The organism is Phytohabitans flavus, assembly GCF_011764545.1.
In the GTDB taxonomy this organism is placed as follows: domain Bacteria; phylum Actinomycetota; class Actinomycetes; order Mycobacteriales; family Micromonosporaceae; genus Phytohabitans; species Phytohabitans flavus.
Genome location: NZ_AP022870.1, coordinates 4197924 through 4214977, shown reverse-complemented (window position 1 = coordinate 4214977; position 17054 = coordinate 4197924). Strand labels below are relative to the sequence as shown.

General features: G+C 71.5%; 13 protein-coding genes. 8 read left to right on the top strand and 5 right to left on the bottom strand.

The genetic code is table 11. The features are described 5' to 3' along the window. Positions 1 to 24: 24 nt before the first annotated feature. On the top strand, positions 25 to 717 hold the full coding sequence (locus tag Pflav_RS18350) for a hypothetical protein (protein ID WP_173037241.1): 693 nt from the start codon (positions 25 to 27) through the stop codon (positions 715 to 717). 160 nt (positions 718 to 877) lie between these two features. On the opposite strand, the gene Pflav_RS18345 is transcribed toward Pflav_RS18350, so the two are convergent. Then, positions 878 to 1375 (bottom strand): DUF1579 family protein, encoded by a 498-nt coding sequence (locus Pflav_RS18345; protein WP_173037240.1) that lies wholly within the window; start codon positions 1373 to 1375, stop codon positions 878 to 880. A 124-nt stretch (positions 1376 to 1499) separates the two neighbouring features. Here Pflav_RS18345 and Pflav_RS18340 point away from each other — a divergent pair, with 124 nt between their 5' ends. Further along, positions 1500 to 2426: a hypothetical protein gene (locus Pflav_RS18340; RefSeq protein WP_173037239.1), complete on the top strand. Its 927-nt coding sequence runs from the start codon at positions 1500 to 1502 to the stop codon at positions 2424 to 2426. A 136-nt stretch (positions 2427 to 2562) separates the two neighbouring features. Here the strand turns inward: Pflav_RS18340 and Pflav_RS18335 are convergent, their stop codons facing one another. Together Pflav_RS18335 and Pflav_RS18330 are read right to left on the bottom strand one after the other, a co-directional pair. Continuing rightward, a complete protein-coding gene (locus Pflav_RS18335) occupies positions 2563 to 3261 on the bottom strand; it encodes a response regulator (protein ID WP_173037238.1) in 699 nt (232 codons plus the stop codon). A 7-nt stretch (positions 3262 to 3268) separates the two neighbouring features. Then, positions 3269 to 3913, bottom strand: coding sequence for a potassium channel family protein (locus Pflav_RS18330; protein WP_173037237.1), 645 nt, complete (start codon positions 3911 to 3913; stop codon positions 3269 to 3271). 57 nt (positions 3914 to 3970) lie between these two features. Here Pflav_RS18330 and Pflav_RS18325 point away from each other — a divergent pair, with 57 nt between their 5' ends. Then, positions 3971 to 5047: an ATP-dependent DNA ligase gene (locus tag Pflav_RS18325; protein ID WP_173037236.1), complete on the top strand. Its 1077-nt coding sequence runs from the start codon at positions 3971 to 3973 to the stop codon at positions 5045 to 5047. Positions 5048 to 5790: 743 nt separating this feature from the next. On the opposite strand, the gene Pflav_RS18320 is transcribed toward Pflav_RS18325, so the two are convergent. Further along, the gene (locus tag Pflav_RS18320; protein WP_173037235.1) at positions 5791 to 6609 is read right to left on the bottom strand and encodes a universal stress protein; all 819 of its coding nucleotides are present in this window, start codon (positions 6607 to 6609) and stop codon (positions 5791 to 5793) included. A 390-nt stretch (positions 6610 to 6999) separates the two neighbouring features. On the opposite strand from Pflav_RS18320, the gene Pflav_RS18315 reads away from it, so the two are divergent. Next, positions 7000 to 9855, top strand: a complete 2856-nt coding sequence (locus Pflav_RS18315; RefSeq protein WP_173037234.1) for a M36 family metallopeptidase — start codon at positions 7000 to 7002, stop codon at positions 9853 to 9855. A gap of 91 nt (positions 9856 to 9946) precedes the next feature. Then, a complete protein-coding gene (locus tag Pflav_RS18310; RefSeq protein WP_173037233.1) occupies positions 9947 to 11290 on the top strand; it encodes a condensation domain-containing protein in 1344 nt (447 codons plus the stop codon). Here the strand turns inward: Pflav_RS18310 and Pflav_RS42920 are convergent. Beyond that, on the bottom strand, positions 11283 to 12362 hold the full coding sequence (locus tag Pflav_RS42920) for a Pecanex-like protein 1 (protein WP_180201272.1): 1080 nt from the start codon (positions 12360 to 12362) through the stop codon (positions 11283 to 11285). The two genes, Pflav_RS18310 and Pflav_RS42920, sit on opposite strands and share 8 nt — an antisense overlap. A gap of 579 nt (positions 12363 to 12941) precedes the next feature. On the opposite strand from Pflav_RS42920, the gene Pflav_RS18300 reads away from it, so the two are divergent. The 3 genes from Pflav_RS18300 (at position 12942) to Pflav_RS18290 (ending at position 16770) form a co-directional block, all read left to right on the top strand. Continuing rightward, a complete protein-coding gene (locus Pflav_RS18300; RefSeq protein ID WP_197938623.1) occupies positions 12942 to 13388 on the top strand; it encodes a carboxymuconolactone decarboxylase family protein in 447 nt (148 codons plus the stop codon). Positions 13389 to 13443: 55 nt separating this feature from the next. Then, entirely contained in the window at positions 13444 to 14292 is an 849-nt protein-coding gene (locus Pflav_RS18295; RefSeq protein ID WP_197938622.1) for an alpha/beta fold hydrolase, read from the top strand. Positions 14293 to 14436: 144 nt separating this feature from the next. Further along, positions 14437 to 16770 carry a rhamnogalacturonan lyase gene (locus Pflav_RS18290; protein ID WP_173037231.1) on the top strand — a complete coding sequence of 778 codons (2334 nt, stop codon included), beginning with the start codon at positions 14437 to 14439 and terminating at the stop codon, positions 16768 to 16770. Positions 16771 to 17054: the final 284 nt, after the last annotated feature.

Sequence of the window (17054 nt, the reverse complement as noted above, 5' to 3'; positions counted from 1 at the left end):
GGCCGGCGGCACTACCGTGTGGTGATGGCGGAGAGGTTCGTGCCGTCGCGGGACGGCTTCGGGTTCGACAACTCCTGGCCGAGCCAGCCTGCGGTGGTGCTGCCGACCCCGTTCGGCGACCTGCGCCTGGGCGACGCGAAGGCGGGCCTGTGTGGCGGCATGGCCTTCGCCGCCCTCGACCACTGGCGGGTCGGGGTGCCACCGCCGACCCAGCGTCCGGCGCAGGGCGAGCGGCTGTACAAGTTCATCGTCGAGCGCCTGATCGACTCCTGGCACCTGCCCACGGGCGTGGTCCAGTACTACCAGTGGATGAACCTGCCCGACGGCGACACCGCGTTCCGCGTCTTCGGGCGGCGGGTGCTGACCGAGCACGGCCTGGCCTGGCGCACGATCCGGACGCAGTGGCCGCAGGTGCGGGCCGACCTCAAGCGGGGCATGCCGGTGCCGCTCGGCGTGGTCACCGTCGCCTCCCGCGACCCGCGTGACCTGGCCGCCAACCACCAGGTGCTGGCGTTCGACCACACCGCCGAGGGCAGCCGGGTGACGCTGCGGGTGTACGACCCGAACCGCGGGCGCCGGGACGACATCTTCATCGCGTTCGACACCGCCGCGCCCGGGCGGCCGACCACGTTCGCGCACAATCTGGGTCTCGGTCGCCGCCGGGTCCGGGGCTTCTTCCGCGCGGCGTACAGCCCGGCCACGCTGCCCGTGCCTTAAGGCCTGTTTCAAAAGATTTGTCGAGGCGAGCCGAGGTCCAGGCGGCGATCCGGCAAGTCGGGCGCAAGGTCGCATACCGGTGTTGTATGTGGCCTTACGCCCGGCGCCGCCGGTCGTCGTCTGGACCCAGCGCAGCCCGGCAAGGATTTTGAAACAGGCCTTAGTTGTAGGCCGCGCTCCTGGTGTGGTTGAGGGCGAACTCGTGCCGCCACTCCTGGCCGTCGGCGGAGGCAGCCCAGGCGCCGGTGATCGCGGTGCCGTCCGCGGCGAGCAGGCCCGTGTACCGCTGCCAGAACCCGGGTGACTCGCGCCAGAGCGTCCACTCCCGGCCGTCGAAGGTCATCTGGTACACCCGCTCGACGCCGCGCGAGTCGTAGTACCGCTGGGTGAACGTGTCCGTCACCGGGCCGGCGCCGATGACCGAGATGCCGCTCGGGAAGGCGGAATTCTCGTTGGTGAAGCGCTGGAGGAGGAACCTGTGCCCGGCGAGCCACTCGAAGGTCGTACTGCCGGGCGCCCTCGTGTCCTGGCTGTCCGGCCCCATGAAGGCAGCCTCGAAGACCGCCTCCGTGTCCCACCGGCCCACCAGGACGTCCAGGCGATCCAGCCAGGACGGGCGCTCGCCCGGTACGTCCTGCGGCTGATCCGTGCTCGTCATAGCGCATCCTCTCCTGTCACGGTGATGACCCCTGGACGGTACCCATCAGCACGCCGACACGCGTGAAGCGGGAGATACCGGACACTGGCCGAGCGCGGCGGCGGTGCGGTGTAGAACGGTAGGGGTGAGTTCCCCGTGGTGTGGCGCGTGCGATCCGCACACCCGCGTCGACCCGGAGGGGCAGCCCTGCGGCGCCTGCCACCCATCGGCCGCCGGGCCCGTGGAGGACGCGCGGCGCTGGTGCGGTGAGTGCCACCGGCGGACCCGGCTCACCGCGGACGGGCGGCGGTGCCAGCGGTGCAACCCGCTCGCCGCGCTCGACGACGACCCGTACCGGCGGCGCACCTGGTGCGGGCGGTGTGACCAGCGGGACCGGATGGTGCGCGACGCCGACGGCGTGCGAAAGTGCCGCGCCTGCCACCCCCTCGGCCGGCCGCCCGCGCAGTGGCCGATGCACGACGTGCCGGACGGGTACACCGAGCAGCTGATGGCCTGTGAATGGCTCTGCTACGTCTCGCCGACGCTGCGCCGCGCGGGCAGCGACCGCCTGCGGGTGCTGCTCCAGCTGTGGTTCGAGGCGGGGTGGACGCCGCGCGACGTGCTGTACGCGCTGGACCACGTGCCCACCGGCGAAATCCAGGCGGGTGAGATCCCCACGGCGGCGGCCGACCCCAAGATGACCGAGGCGTACGTCAAGCGGCGGCTGCGCGCCTGGCTCGACGGCGACGACGGGCCGTTGCCGCCGGTCAACCGGCAGATCGCCGACAACCGGCGCAAGGTTGTCGCGGCCCAGGAGGCGGCGCGCGAGGAGTGGCTGCGGCGCACCCGGGTCGCGGTGCCGCCGGCGCTGTCCCGGGGTGCCGCCCAGGCCCGGCAGGTGGCCCGTGACGCGGCGGAGCGCAACCGCCGGCGCCGGCGAGCCGCCGACGACCGCGAGCTGCTGCGCCGCGCCGAGGAACTGACCGCCGCCCAAGAACAGTCCGCGAAGTGGCGCGAACTGCTGATCCGCGAAGCCCTCCCCACGCAGAGGACCCCCCGCCCGGCGCAGTAACGCCAACAAGGGACGACCGCCTAAGAGCCGCCCTCTCAGCCCCCACTCAAATGATCAGCCTCCCCACAATCGGCGAGTCCCTGCGAACCCGCCGCCGCTGACGCTCTCGAGGCGCGCCGCTCCACGAAGTCCCTGATCAACCCTGAAGCCCGCCCGGTTGGAGGCGGTAGCCCATGCCGGGTTCGGTCAGTAGGTAATGCGGGTGGGACGGGTCGGGCTCTAGTTTGCGGCGTAGCTGGGCCATGTACTGGCGCAGGTAGTTTGTTTCGCGGGTATAGGTCGGGCCCCAGACCCTTTCGAGCAGGAGTCGCTGGCTGACCAGTTTGCCGGGGTTGGCGGCCAGGATCTCGATCAGGTGCCACTCGGTCGGCGTGAGCCGGACCTGTGTGCCGTCCTCGGCCGTGACCGCCCGGTCCGCGAGGTTCACCGTGTACTGTCCGATTTGGACAGTCGGCTGCCCGCCGCTGCCGGTGCTGACGCGGCGGGTCACGGCCCGGATCCGGGCGAGCAGCTCGTCCACCCCGAAGGGCTTGGTCACGTAGTCGTCCGCCCCGGCGTCCAGCGCGGCCACCTTGTCGGTGCTGTCGGCGCGGCCGGAGAGCACGATGATCGGCGCCTCGGTCCAGCCGCGCAGGCCCCGGATCACCTCGACGCCCTCCATGTCCGGCAGGCCGAGGTCGAGCACGACGAGGTCGGGGTGGCGGCTGGCGGCGGCGTGCAGCGCGCTGGCCCCGTCGGCGGCGGTGTCGACCTCGTACTCCCGGGCGCGCAGGTTGATCCGTAGGGCGCGGACGATCTGCGGTTCGTCGTCGACGACCAGGATCCGGATCGGCATGCGCACATCATGCCTGGCCGCGGGGTCGCCACCGGGCCACCACCGCCGCCACGACGGAGACCAGGTACAGCTGACCGGTGATCGCCTCGGCGACCGCGATCGCGCGGGCGGCGTTCGAGGCGGGCACGATGTCGCCGTACCCGACCGTGGTCAGCGTGATCACGCTGAAGTAGAGGAACGCGGACGCGTCGTCGGCCCGGTCGACATTCGTCAGGTACGGGTTGCCGAGGATCGCGGCGATCAGCTGGTGGAGGTTGGAGAAGACGAGCGCGAGCAGCAGGTACGTGGCCAGCGCGCCGGCCACCGCCTGGATGTCGACGCGGTCGCGCCGGACGACCGTCTGGGCCGTCGCCGCGATCGTGGCGCACGCCAGCGTCACCGTCGCGGCGCTGGTCAGGCCGGTGGCCAGCCGGTCGCCGCCGGCGGTCACCGCGACGACGCTGAGCACGATGGCGGCCAAGGCCACGGCCAGTGCCGCCCGGCTCTGGTCGCGACGGCCCGCCACGCGCGCGGCGAGCATCAGCGCCGCGGCGAGCACGAGCACCCGCAGCGGTACGGCGACGGTGCTGCGCCCGAGCGCGATGATCAGGATGTACAGCACCACGATCGACGCCAGCAACGCGCCGAAACGCGGTGGCCGGGCCCGGTCCACGAGCACAGGTTACGTACCGGGGCACCTCTCGCGCGCGATGCGCGCCAGAATGGGGTCATGCGACTCCCGATCATGCCGCCGGTCCCGCCGATGCTGGCCAAGGCGGTCAAGGGCCTGCCCGAGGGCGCGATGAGCTTCGAGCCGAAGTGGGACGGCTTCCGCTCGATCATCTTCCGGGACGGGGCGGAGGTGGAGGTGGGCAGCCGCAACGAGAAGCCGATGACGCGGTACTTCCCGGAGGTCGTCGAGGCCGTGCTGGCCAACTTCCCGGAGCGCGCGGTCATCGACGGCGAGATCATCCTGATCGGGGAGTCCGGCGACCGCCTCGACTTCGAGATGCTCCAGCAGCGCATCCACCCGGCGGCCAGCCGGGTCAAGATGCTCTCCGAGACCGTGCCGGCCCGTTTCGTCGCGTTCGACCTGCTCGCGCTCGGCGACACCGACTGGACGCAGCGCCCGTTCGCCGAGCGGCGGGCCGCGCTGGAGGAGGCGCTCGCGCCGGCCAAGGCACCGGTACACATCACGCCGGTGACCACCGACCGCGAGGTGGCGCAGCGGTGGTTCCACCAGTTCGAGGGCGCCGGGCTCGACGGGGTGATCGCCAAGCCGCTCGACGGGCTGTACGAGCCGGACAAGCGGACCATGTTCAAGATCAAGCACGAGCGCACGGCGGACTGCGTGGTGGCCGGATACCGGGTGCACAAGAGCGGCCCGGACCGCATCGGCTCGCTGCTGCTCGGCCTGTACAACGCCGAGGGCACGCTGGCCAGCGTCGGCGTGATCGGCGCGTTCCCGATGGCGCGGCGGGCCGAGCTCTTCGAGGAGCTTCAGCCGCTGGTCACCGACTGGGAAGGCCACCCGTGGGACTGGGCCAAGCAGATGGAGGGAAACCGTACGCCGCGCAACTCCGAGGGGAGCAGGTGGGCGGCGGGCAAGGACCTGTCGTTCACGCCGCTGCGCCCGGAGCGGGTCGTCGAGGTGCGGTACGACCACATGGAGGGCGTGCGCTTCCGGCACACGGCCCAGTTCGTCCGCTGGCGCCCCGACCGCGAACCGCGGTCGTGCACCTACGAGCAGCTCGAAGAGCCGATCAACTTCGACCTCGAAAACGTCCTCAACGCCGGCCGCGCCTAGCGATTTTTGGAGTCGGGTTTCATCGGAATTGAGCTACCGCGGCGTTCGTCGTGGTCCGGACCGTCGCTCCCGCAGCCTCACCCTCCGCGGTTCACAATCCAATACAACCCGACGCCGCCGCGATGATAGAGCCCCGACGTTGAGGCCCGGCTGGGCGTGCGCGATGCGCAAAGCTGGCGAACCCTGACCGCACGGTTTCCCTTGATCGGTGGGCGCTCTGGTCGTCTGTGGCGAAAAATTGCCCCTGGAGGGGCAATTTCTCGACACGCTCGCAGTGAGGTGGTGCATTCTGCGCGCCGATCATGGCACGCCTTTCCCCGCACGCGGCGCGCGTCGGTGCTTCCTCCAGGGAAGCAGAGCAAGTGCGGTTTGGGAGACGCAGGGTTGCGCAGCGACGAGGCGGCCTCGGCGCCGAAGTCGCGACGATTACGGCTAGCGCGCCGATGCCCTGTGCCTCGAAAGCCATGGTTGCACCCTTGTCGGTCAGGTTTGGGGAAATCTGTTGCTGCCATAGCGACATAGGTTTCCCCAAAGGGTCAAGATTCGGGCAGCTCTGTGCGGCGCGCGGGATGGGGGCCGTGGCCTCGCCGTCGGCGAGGCCAGCCTACGGGTGTGGAACGCGGAGGGTGAGGCCGCGGGAGCAGCGGTCTTGACCACCGCGGACGTCGCGGTAGCTCAGGTCTTGGAATGGAGGGTCTAGGAGCCTTGACCCTCGCGGGCCGGCGTTCGGCGGCCAGAGGTCGTCAGGCGCGGGATGAGCCTAGGCGGGCTGGCCGGTGGGGCGCGGCGATCAGGGCCTGGGCGGCTGCATGCCGGCGGCGGGCCACGAGGACTGGGCAGTCGGCGCGTCGCAGCACCGCCTGGGTGACTGGGCCGAGTGGCGTGGGGCGGTCGCCCTGCGCGCCGACCACCACGAGCTGGGCGTCGGCGGAGGCGGCGATCAGCGCTCGGCCGGCCGGGCCCTCGACCTGGCGGTGCTCGACCGTCAGGTCGGCGGCGGCGTGGGTCTCCGCGCAGGCTGCGCCCTCGGCGTGCAGTACGACAAGCGGGGCCTCGCGGCGCCGCGCCTCCTCGACGGCGGTCGCCAGCCCCACCTGGGCGTCCGGCGAGCCGTCGACGCCGACTACCACCGGGCCGTCGGGTGTACCCGTGCCGCGGACGCAGAGCACCGGCCCGGCCGCCCGCGCGGACACCTGGAACGACACCGACGCGGTCGGGTCGGCCGGCCCCTCCGGGTCGTCGCTGCCGATGACGAGCATCGAGGCCCGCGCGGCCGCCCGCAGCAGCACCTCGATCGTGTCGCCGTCGATCACCTCGGGCGCCACGACAAGGTCACGGTGCCACTCGCGGGCCTGCGCCGCGGCGTCCGCCACGATCCGCTCCGCTTGCTCGCGCTCCTCGCCGTCGCCGCCGGGAGGCAGCTCAAGCGGCCAGGTGAACGCCCGCACGACGTGCAACGGGCGGCCAGTAGCCGCCGCCTCTGCCGCGGCCATCCGCACGGCGGCCAGGTCCGTCACAAGATCCTTGACACCAACCGCTATAGGCGCCTGTGTGCCCGCCATGGCCGCCACCTCCGCGCTGAGGCTCATCGCCGTCAATCCCGATCGCCGTTGAGCAGGGCAGATTCATACCCCTCTGCCTGCCCACCTAACCGCATGTGACGCCCCAGCGACAGGTCTGAGCGCCGATCGGGACCTTTCCCACACATCGGTTTAAGACCGGGACGTGATCAGCTCGCGTGACGTATAGGGGCAAATCCGCTGAAAAGAACTCCCCGGATTCCATACCGCTTGATCTATACCACCCTGCGGGCACCGCTCTGACCTGCATGTTTGGCCATCGAAGATGGTGCATCTGGGCGAGCGCCCTTGCCCCACCAGGGGCCGTCGAGTATTCACACATGCAAACACCTGCATCGACAAGGGGACCGTCGTGCGCAAAGTGGCCGCGGCATGGATCGCCGCCGTCGTATTCCTCGCTGGCCCGCCAGCCCTCTCCAGATCGGCGACCGCTGCTCCCGCGGCGCCACCCGACCTCAGCCTCGCGGGGAGAAGCACCACTCCCGCGACCTCGACAACCGCGGCGGCACCGTCGCCCCGAGCGCCTCACAGCGTGCCCGCGCCGGGGCGCTGGGCGATGTCCGCTTCAACGCGCTGGGTACGCCGAGCGCGCTCGGCACCGCCGCCAAACCGCTCGCGACCGGCCTGCCCGCCGGTGCCGAGGCGGCCGCCCGGGCCTACCTGGCCGGCAACCGCGACCTCTTCGGCCTGGACGAGGCGGCCGTCGCCGCGCTGGAGCCGCTGCTGGTCCGCCCGATGGGCAGCGGCACGGTCGTGACGCTGCGGCAGCGCTTCGGCGACCTGCCCGCCGGCCACGACGGCCTGGTCACCGTGCTGGTCAGCGCTGGGAAGGTCCTGCGGGTCACCTCCTCGCTGTCCCGCGACACGAGCGCGCCCGAGGCGGCGACGCTGAGCGAGGCGGAGGCGGTGGCGATCGCCCGCGCGGACGCCGGCCTCGGCGCGGGAGTCGGTACGAGCGACGTCAAGCGGGTCGCGGTGCCGACGCCGGCCGACGGGCCGCGCGACACGTACGCGGTAACGCTCACCTCCCCGGCCTCCGCCGATCCCCTCTCGGTTACGACCTATGTGGACGGTCGTACCGGCAAGGTGCTGGTCCGCGAGGACCTCGTCGACTTCGACTCGGACAACCCCCGCTGGGCGGTCTTCCCGTCCACCCCGCCGGGCAGCATCACCGCCGGGCGCGACCCGCGCGTGCTGTGGTGCCAGGAGGACGAGGGGCGGTGCGTGAAGGCGGTCAGCGACCCCAACACCGGCGCGGCCTGGGACGTGGACGTCGCCACGGGCCTGCCGACCTTCACCTCCCGCGGCAACGCCGCCGACAACACGCTCAGCCTCGGCGCCGGCACCCCGGCCGTACCGGCGACGCCGAGCCTCAACCGGGACTACATCTACCCCTTCACGGACCAGTGGCGGCAGGCCCGCTGCAACCCGTCGGTCTTCACCTCCGCGCAGCGCAACGACGCCGACGCGGCGATCGCCAACCTCTTCGCGATGCACAACCGCATGCACGACTGGTCGTTCAACCTCGGCTTCACCGAGTCGGCCTGGAACATGCAGGTGGTCAACGTGTCCGGCGAGGGGCTCGGCGCTGATCCGGAGCTCGGCCGCGCCCAGGCGAACGCGCTCGGCGGCAGCCGCAACAACGCCAACCAGGGCACCGGCCGCGACGGCCTCCCGCCGACCACCAACATGTTCCTGTGGCAGCCGCAGGCCGGTGGGGCGTACCCGCCGTGCGTCGACGGCGACTACGACATGACGGTGATCGGCCACGAGTACACGCACGCGATCACCAACCGCATGATCGCCGGTCCGGACACCGGCATCGGGTCGCAGCAGGGCGGCGCGATGGGCGAGTCCTGGGGTGACCTGCTCGCCGCCGAGTACCTGTACGAGTACGGCTTCCGGGCGCCCGGCGACAGCCCGTTCGTCACCGGCGCGTACGTCACCGGCAACACCGCCAACGGCATCCGCAACTACGACTCCACCCGCAGCCCGCTCAACTACTCCGACGTCGGGTACGACCTCGTGGGCCAGCAGGTGCACGCCGACGGCGAGATCTGGAGCGCCACCCAGGTGCGGCTGCGCGAGGCGTTCATCGGCCGGTACGGCAAGGGCACGCCGTCGCTTCAGGCCCGCTGCGCCGACGGCCTCGTCGAGGCCAGCTCCTGCCCGGGCAACCGGCGCTGGGCGCAGCTGATGTTCGACTCGTTCCTGCTCCAGGCGGGCAGCCAGTTCAGCATGCTGGACATGCGGGACAACATGCTCGCCGCCGACCTGGTCCGCTTCGGCGGCGCCAACCAGGAGCTGATGTGGAACGCGTTCGCACAGGCCGGCATGGGCCGGGACGCCACCAGCGGCCCGAACGACGCCGACCCGGTGCCGAGCTTCGCCTCCCCGTACGCGGACAACGCCACCGTCACGCTCCGGCCGCTCGGCGACTCCGAGGGCGCGCCGATCCGGCTGTACGTGGGTGACTACGAGGCGCGGGCCGTGCCGGTCGCCGACACCGATCCGGAGACCGACCTGCCCGACACGTTCGAGATCCTCGGCGGCAAGCAGTTCAACCTGGTGGCGGCCGGTCCCGGGTACGGGCACCGGAAGTTCACCTCGCTCTTCCTGGCCGGCCGCGCCCAGGATCTGAAGGTCAACCTGCCGCGCAACCTGGCCTCGGCGGCCGGCGGCGCGACGGTGAGTGGCCCGGGTGTCAACGTGGACAAGCTGATCGACGAGACCGAGGGTACGAACTGGGCCTCGCTCGACGGCGTGGCCGGCCGTACGCTCACCGTCGACCTCGCCGGTGACCTGCCGCAGCGGGTCAGCGTGGTCAACGTGAGCGCGCTGCTGCGTCCGGCGATCACCGGCGACGCCGACCCCAACACCCAGAACCGGTTCTCGGCGCTCCGCTCGTTCGCGGTGTGGGCCTGCGATGCCACGAAGGCCGACTGCGCCGCGGGCGCCGGCTGGCGGCGGGTGTACCGCAGCCCGAGTGACGCGTTCCCGTCCGGCAACTTCCGGCCGACCGCGCCGTCGCTCAACCTGCGGCAGTTCCGCTTCGACCCGACGCCCGCCACCCACCTGCGCCTCGAGGTGGTGGCCAGCCAGTGCACCGGCAACCCGCTCTACGCCGGTGAGCAGGACGCGGATCCGGCGGCCGCGACGGACTGCGCGACGGCGAGCCCGTTCGCGACCCAGGTCCGGGTCTCCGAGTTCCAGGCGTACACGCGGTAGCAGTCGAACGAGATTCGGGGCGTGGGCTTCGTGCCCACGCCCCGATCGGTTCTCCGCCAGCGCTCGACCGGCCGGGTCGAGTCTGGTTGGCATGGGCCGGATGGTGGTGCGCTTCGAGGGCGAGGGTTCCGGGGTCGCCGAGCTCAGCTGGGGCCAACGGGAGATCCTCGGCGCCATGAAGCGGCAGGGCTGCTGGCTGGCACTGTCCAATGTGCAGCGTCTACCGGCCGGCACCACGCTGGCGGACGTCGCCGGCTGGCTGCGGTTCATGATGAGCCGGTACCAGGTGCTGCGCACCCGCCTGCGGTACCCCGCCGCCGGCCCGCCCCTCCAGGTGGTGCACAGCGCGGGGGAGGTCGCCCTCGATGTGGTGGAGGCGGGCGACGAGGACCCCGCCGAGGTCGCCGAGCGGGTGGTCGTCCGGTACGCCGACCACGACCTCGACTTCGCCGGGGAGTGGCCGATACTCGTGGCCGCGATCGTGCGGGACGGGGTCCCCGCCTACCGGGTCATGACCGTGTGCCACGTCGTCTGGGACGCCTTCGGCGCGCTCGCGGTGCTCGCCGACCTGCGTGAGCGGGAGGCCTCGGGTGGCGTCCTGCCGCAGCCGGTCACCGCCATCCAGCCGCTGGGGCAGGCCCGCTGGCAGCGCTCGCCGGCCGGCCAGCGCCACAACGAGGCCGTGTTGCGGCAGTGGGCGCAGGTGCTGCGGCAGATGCCGGCGCGGCGGTTTCCTGAACCTGTCGACCGGGGCGAGCCGCGCCACTGGAAGCTCGAGTTCGCCTCACCCGCCACCCGCCTGGCGATCCAGCTCATCCAGGGCCGCACCCAGGCCGGCAGCGCCCAGGTGATCCTCACGCTCTTCCTCGTCGCCCTGGCCCGGGTGACCGGCGTCAACCCGTCGGTCACCCGGGTCGCGGTCAACAACCGGTTCCGGCGCGGGCTGGCCGACTCGGTCGCGGTCATCACGCAGTACGGCCTCTGCGCGGTCGACGTAGCCGGCGTCACCTTCGACGAGGCCCTCAACCGGCTCGCCCGCCGGGTCGTCTCGACCTTCAAGAACGCCTACTACGACCCCGACCAGGTGGCCGAACTCGTCGACCGCGTCGGCCGGGAGCGGGGCGAGGAGCTGGACGTCCACTGCTACTACAACGACCGCCGGCTGGACCCGGAGGCCAAACCCGTTGGTGACGCGCCGACCGCCGACGAGGTGCACGCCGCGCTGGCGATGAGCGCGTACACCGACAGCCCGCTGACCCGGCGGCGAAGCGAGCGGCTGCTCGCCGCCGTCGAGGAGGCACCCGGTTCGTTCCAGCTGACGCTGGAGGCGGACACCCACTACGTGTCCCGGGAGGACATGCTGGCCTGCGCCCGCGCGGTGGAGCAGACAGCCGTCACGGCAGCCCTGGATCCGGCGGCCGTGCCCCTCAGCTGACCTCGACGCGTACGGAGTCCAGGGCGGGAATCTGGTTGGCGCGCTGCATCATCGGGATGCGGTGGGAGGCGTCGCCCGCCCAGGCGGAGCACTGGAAGGTACCGGCCTGGGCGAGGCCGGGCACCCGGATCTCGATGACGTCCGGCTCGCTGCCACCCTGCCGGTCCTCGGTCGCGACGAAGAACGCCGGCGCGGGCGCGGGCTCCGGGGCCACGTCGGTGCTGGTGAGGATCCGGCAGGCGGTGTGGAAGTGGCCGCGGACCAGGCCCTGGGCGTTGAGGATCGACATGTCCACGTAGTACCCACCCTGGCCGGCCGGCAGGAACCGGTCGCGGATCAGGTTGCGGGTGCTGACCCGGATCGTGAAGGGCTGGCCCACGCCGATGCTCTCCGGCGCCTCCGTGATGAGCAGCGACGGGTTGTTCGCGGCGTCGGCGACCTCGCCCATCTGGGTGTCGACGCACCGGCCGCCATTCTGGAAGCCGTCGTGCGCCGGCAGGCCGTTCCCCTCCGAGCACTGGTCCGGCCCGAAGTCCAGCGCGGGCGGCGCGGTGGTCGGCGGCGGCGCCGTGGTCGCGGGTGGTGGCGGGGGCGCGGTCGTGGTCGGCGGCTGGGTGGTCGGGTCGTCACCGCGGCCGGGCTGGGGCGGGCCGGTGGTCACCGGCGGCCGGGTGCCGTTCGCGCCGTAGTCGCGGCCGGGCTGCGGCGGGCCCGTGGTCACCGGCGGCCGGGTCGTCGCGCGGTTTACGGCTGGCGGCTCGGGCGCCTCGGTCGTCTCGTCGTCGGCGGGCGGGGGTGCCGGCCGCCGCTGCGCCGGGCTTGTCGTCGCCGGCCGGTTTCCCTGGTCGCCGTTCCCCTGGTTGCCCGGGTCGGCCGGCTTGGTGGTCGCCGCGTTGTTGCGCGCCGCCGGCGTGGTGGGGTCACCGCCCTCGGGGGTCGGCTCCGCGTACTGGTCCGTCACCGCCGTGTCGCCGGCGGCCTGCGGCTCGTTGACGACCTGCTCGCCGGGCTGGCCCGCGCAGCCCGCGAGCGCTGTCGTGAGGACGGCCAGCATCGCCAGCGCCACGCGCATCCGGACGCGGTAGTGCCAACGGGAAGAATCGTTTGCCATGAGGGGGACTCCAGGGGGCGGAGAGCGGAGAGCGCGACCAGCGGGCGGAGCGTACTCCCGGCGCGTCGAGGCGTTCAAACGCGCAAAACCCCGCCTTTAAGCCAATTTTGAGGTTGGCACCGGCTGTTGATCGTGACGGATTCGGTCGTTCTGTACCTGATTGCCGCAGGCCACGCGGGGCCCGGAAGGGGCCGCGACGGGTGGGGCACCCACCAGACAAGAAAGAAACTTAAGGAACGGCTAACCACGCGAAAAGCCGACGCTGGGTTGGGGTCGAGCGGCGCGGCATGGTCTCGGCACGCTTGGGCCGGCGGTCCGTCGACAATGGAGGCTGCGGGCTCGTCGCCTGATGAAGACTTGGGCTACCGCGGCGTCCGTCGTGGTCCGGACCGTCGCTCCCGCGGCCTCACCCTCCGCGGTACACAACCAAACCCGAGGGCCGCCATGCCCATCCGGCGGATCGCTCGATGGATTGGCCCAGGCTTGTTGGGTCGCGATTGGCCCAGTGAGATGGTCGAGGATGGCCATAGTGTCAGGGCCATGAGACTTGACTTCGACAAGCTCGCGCCCTCGTTCTCCACGGCGATGGGCCGCCTGGACAGCGCGTCCGGCGAGGGCCCGCTCGACCGGCCGCTGCGCGAGCTGGTGCGCACCCACGCCTCGCAGATCAACGGCTGCGCGTACTGCGTGGACATGCACACAAAGGACGCCCGCGCGCTGGGCGAGACCGAGCAACGGCTGTACGCGCTGCCGGTGTGGCGCGAGGTGCCGTACTTCACCGAGCGGGAGCGGGCCGCACTGGCGCTCACCGAGGCGGTCACGGTGCCCACCCGCGCCGGCGTGCCCGACGACGTGTGGGCGGACGCGGCGAAGGCGTTCGACGAGGCGGAGCTGGCCCAGCTGCTGGCGACCATCGTCACGATCAACGCCTGGAACCGGATCGGCGTAGCGGCCCTCTGCTGGACCCCGGGCTCGTACCAGCCCTGACGCGAGACCCGGCGAACGCCCTCACTGTGCGTGTTGTCGTTGCTACGGTCGTTGGGTGACCGTGAACCCACTGCCGGTAGTGCGCGGCGGGCATCGGCTGTACGCCGAGGTGAGGCCGGGCGCCGGGGTGCCCATCGTGTTGATGCACGGCTTTCCCGACAACCTCCACCTGTACGACCGGCTGCTGCCGCACCTGGACGGGCCGCGGCCGGTGGTGCGGTTCGACTTTCTCGGCTGGGGTCGCTCCGACAAGCCGGCGGGCCACCCGTACACGGCCGACAACCAGACTCTCGACCTCGCCGCGGTACTTGACGCGGTGTCACACAAACTGGGCCAGGATCGGGTGGTCCTCGTGGCGCACGACGCGTCCGGGCCGCCCGCCATCGACTGGGCGTTGCGCCATCCCGACCGGGTCGCGGCGCTGGTGTTGCTCAATACGTACTACCAATGGCTGCCCGGTTTGCGCCGTCCACCGGTGATCGCGCTCTTCTCCACACCCGGCGTGGGCGCCATCGCCCGCACCCTGGCCCGCCGCCGTCCTGAGGTGCAAGGACGCCTGTACTCGTGGCAGGTCGGCGCGTTCATCAGCGATCTCGTGGTACGCCGCGAAGTGGTGCCACGGCTGGCACGGGACTTCCCGTCGGCCCAGCCCGCGTTCTTCCGCCTCAACCAGGATCTGCTCGGCACACTGGTGCGCAGGCGTCGCCGGATCGCGGACATGCGGCGGTTCACTCCGCCTGTACGGGTGGTCTTCGGCACGCAGGACCGGTATCTCAACGCCCGGGTGGCGCGGCGGTTCGCGGACCTGTTCCCCAACGCCGACCTGCACCTGCTTCCCGGCGCGCGGCACTACGTCCAGGTGGACCAGCCCGAACGCGTCGGTCGTCTCATCAGCACCGCCTGAGCGCGAAGCCCTTCGACCGATCGCCTTGACAAGCGCTTTCCTACATCCATAGCCTTCTACTTGCTCCTCGTTTAAACGTTTCATCGAAACGCTTGTCGAATCGCATCGACCTCATCGATCGGCCGCCCACCCACGGAGGCGCTGATGAAACCCCGCCCGCGCGCGTTCCCGGGCCTCCGGCTCGCAAGCCTGCCGAGACGGGCCCTCGCGACCGCCTGCACCATCACCCTCGCCACCCTCGCCGCCGCACCCGCCACCGCCGGCAGCGCGAGCGCGGGCCGGCCCGGGAGCGCGATCCAGCTCGAACGGCTCGACCGCGGCCTCGTCGCCGCCACCACGCCCGGCGGGGTCTTCCTCAGCTGGCGCCTGCTCGCCCAGGAGGCGACCGGCCACTCCGCGACCGGCCTGACCGGGGCGAACTTCCGCGTCTACCGGGACGGCACCCCCATCGCGACCGTGACGGACAGCACCAACTACCTCGACGCGGCCGGCACAGCCACATCGAGGTACCGGGTCGGCACGCTCGTCCGCGGCCGGCAGGTCGCGGTCAGTGCGGCCGTTACGCCCTGGGCCGGCGCCTCGCGCGACATCCCGCTGCGTAAGCCCGCCGACGGCGTGACCCCGGCCGGCGAGGCGTACACGTACTCCGCCAACGACCTCAGCGTCGGTGACGTGGACGGCGACGGCGACTACGAGTACGTGGTCAAGTGGGATCCGTCCAACTCCAAGGACGTCTCGCAGGTCGGCTACACCGGCCCGGTCTACATCGACACCTACGAGGCGGACGGCACGCTCCTGTACCGCATCGACCTCGGCGTCAACGTCCGTGCCGGTGCGCACTACACGCAGTTCCTCGTGTACGACTTCGACGGTGACGGCCGCGCGGAGATGATGTTCAAGACCGCGCCCGGCACTCGGGTGACCCGGTACAAGCGGGACGGCACGGTCGCCGAGGCGCGCTTCGTCACCATGCCCCAGCGCGACATCAGGGCCGGCTACTCGCACGCCGACGACTACCGGCGGAGCGCTGCCGACTACCGCGAGCGGCTCATCGGTGTCTTCCAGGGCTGGGACAAGCACCCCGAGGTGGTCGCCGGGCGGTGGCCGTCCACTCTGGAGGCCGCCTTCGGCATCCCGCCCGCGTACACCTACCCGCTGTCGCGTGTGGACGCCACCGCGCTCGTCGACTACTTCGTCGACGTGTACGCCCCGGCCCGCAGCGCCCGCAACGTCCTGCGCAACTTCGAAGGGTTTATCGTGGACGGTCCGGAGTACCTGACCGTCTTCGACGGCGCCACCGGCCGCGAGCTACAGACCGTCGACTACAAGCCCGGCCGGCACGACGACGGTCTCATGTGGGGCGACTACGCGATGGCCCGCATCGAGCCCGGCAACCGGGTGGACCGCTTCCTCTCCGCCGTCGCGTACCTGGACGGCAAGCGCCCCTCGGCCGTCTTCGCCCGCGGCTACTACACCCGGTCCACATTGGTCGCGTACGACTGGGACGGGCGGCGGCTGCGCGAGCACTGGTACGTGGACAGTGGCTGGGTGCCGATGACGAACCCGTTCAACGACGGGCCGCACGGGCGGGACGGCACCGACCCGGAGTTCAAGACGCTGACGACGCAGGGGGACCACTCGCTCAGCGCGTCCGATGTGGACGGCGACGGCAAGCAGGAGATCGTGTACGGCGCGGCCACCATCGACCACGACGGCACGCTGCTGTACAGCTCGTTCGCGGTGGGTCCGCCGGAGAGCGCGGTCGCCGGCCAGAACGTCCGCCTCGGCCACGGCGACGCCATGCACGTGACCGACATCGACCCGGCCCGCCCCGGCCTGGAGATCTACACCGCGCACGAGGGGGCCACCTTCGCCCCGTACGGCCACGCGATGCGCGACGCGGCCACCGGCGAGGTGCTCTTCGGCGACTACACCGGGCGCGACACGGGCCGGGCGATGGTCGGCGACATCGAGCCGGACGTGCCGGGCATGGAGGCCTGGCCGGCCATGCCGCCGAACGCGGCCGACCTCGGCATCGGCCTCTTCTCCGCGGACGGCGACCTGCTCGCGCCCACCACACCGGGCACCAACATGAGCATCCGGTGGGCAGCCGACCTGACCACGCAGATCGTCAACGGCCAGGCGCCCGCGGAAACCACCATCGACGACTGGAAGCGCGGGCGCCTGCTGACCGCCACCGGCACGACAACCAACAACGGCACCAAGGGCAACCCCGCCCTCGTCGCCGACGTGCTGGGGGACTGGCGCGAGGAGCTGCTGGTCCGCACCCTGGACAGCACCGCGATCCGCGTCTACCTGAGCACCGAGGTGACCGGCCACAAGATGTACACGCTGATGCACGACCCGCAGTACCGCGCCGAGGTCGCCCGCCAGCAGACCACGTACAACCAGCCGTCGTACCCGGGCTTCTACCTCGCCTCCGACACCGACTGGTCGAAGATCCCTTTGCGCCGCTGATGCCCCGGTCAGCTTGCGCATTGATAGACCCGTTTCCAGACAAAGATTTGAGCTACCGCGATGCCCGTCGTGGTCCAGACCGCTGCTCCCGCGGCCTCACCCTCCGCGCTTCACAACCCGCAGCCGGCGGCACCTCGGGTTGGGGGTTTTGGCTAGTTTGTCCGCATGCCCACCGGCCCTACGGCCGGACAGCTCAGATCGGCGTGCGGGATGGGGGTGCGGCGTGGACACAGTCTTGCTTTCCGCCCTTTGACCGACGCCTCGCGGCGTCGAAGCGACGCACC

Coding starts and splice junctions, on each gene's coding strand:
- Pflav_RS18350 (WP_173037241.1), top strand. CDS start 25: ATGGCGGAGAGGTTCGTGCCGTCGCGGGACGGCTTCGGGTTCGACAAC.
- Pflav_RS18345 (WP_173037240.1), bottom strand. CDS start 1,375: ATGACGAGCACGGATCAGCCGCAGGACGTACCGGGCGAGCGCCCGTCC.
- Pflav_RS18335 (WP_173037238.1), bottom strand. CDS start 3,261: ATGCCGATCCGGATCCTGGTCGTCGACGACGAACCGCAGATCGTCCGC.
- Pflav_RS18325 (WP_173037236.1), top strand. CDS start 3,971: ATGCGACTCCCGATCATGCCGCCGGTCCCGCCGATGCTGGCCAAGGCG.
- Pflav_RS18320 (WP_173037235.1), bottom strand. CDS start 6,609: ATGGCGGGCACACAGGCGCCTATAGCGGTTGGTGTCAAGGATCTTGTG.
- Pflav_RS18315 (WP_173037234.1), top strand. CDS start 7,000: ATGGATCGCCGCCGTCGTATTCCTCGCTGGCCCGCCAGCCCTCTCCAG.
- Pflav_RS18310 (WP_173037233.1), top strand. CDS start 9,947: ATGGGCCGGATGGTGGTGCGCTTCGAGGGCGAGGGTTCCGGGGTCGCC.
- Pflav_RS42920 (WP_180201272.1), bottom strand. CDS start 12,362: ATGCGCGTGGCGCTGGCGATGCTGGCCGTCCTCACGACAGCGCTCGCG.
- Pflav_RS18300 (WP_197938623.1), top strand. CDS start 12,942: ATGAGACTTGACTTCGACAAGCTCGCGCCCTCGTTCTCCACGGCGATG.
- Pflav_RS18290 (WP_173037231.1), top strand. CDS start 14,437: ATGAAACCCCGCCCGCGCGCGTTCCCGGGCCTCCGGCTCGCAAGCCTG.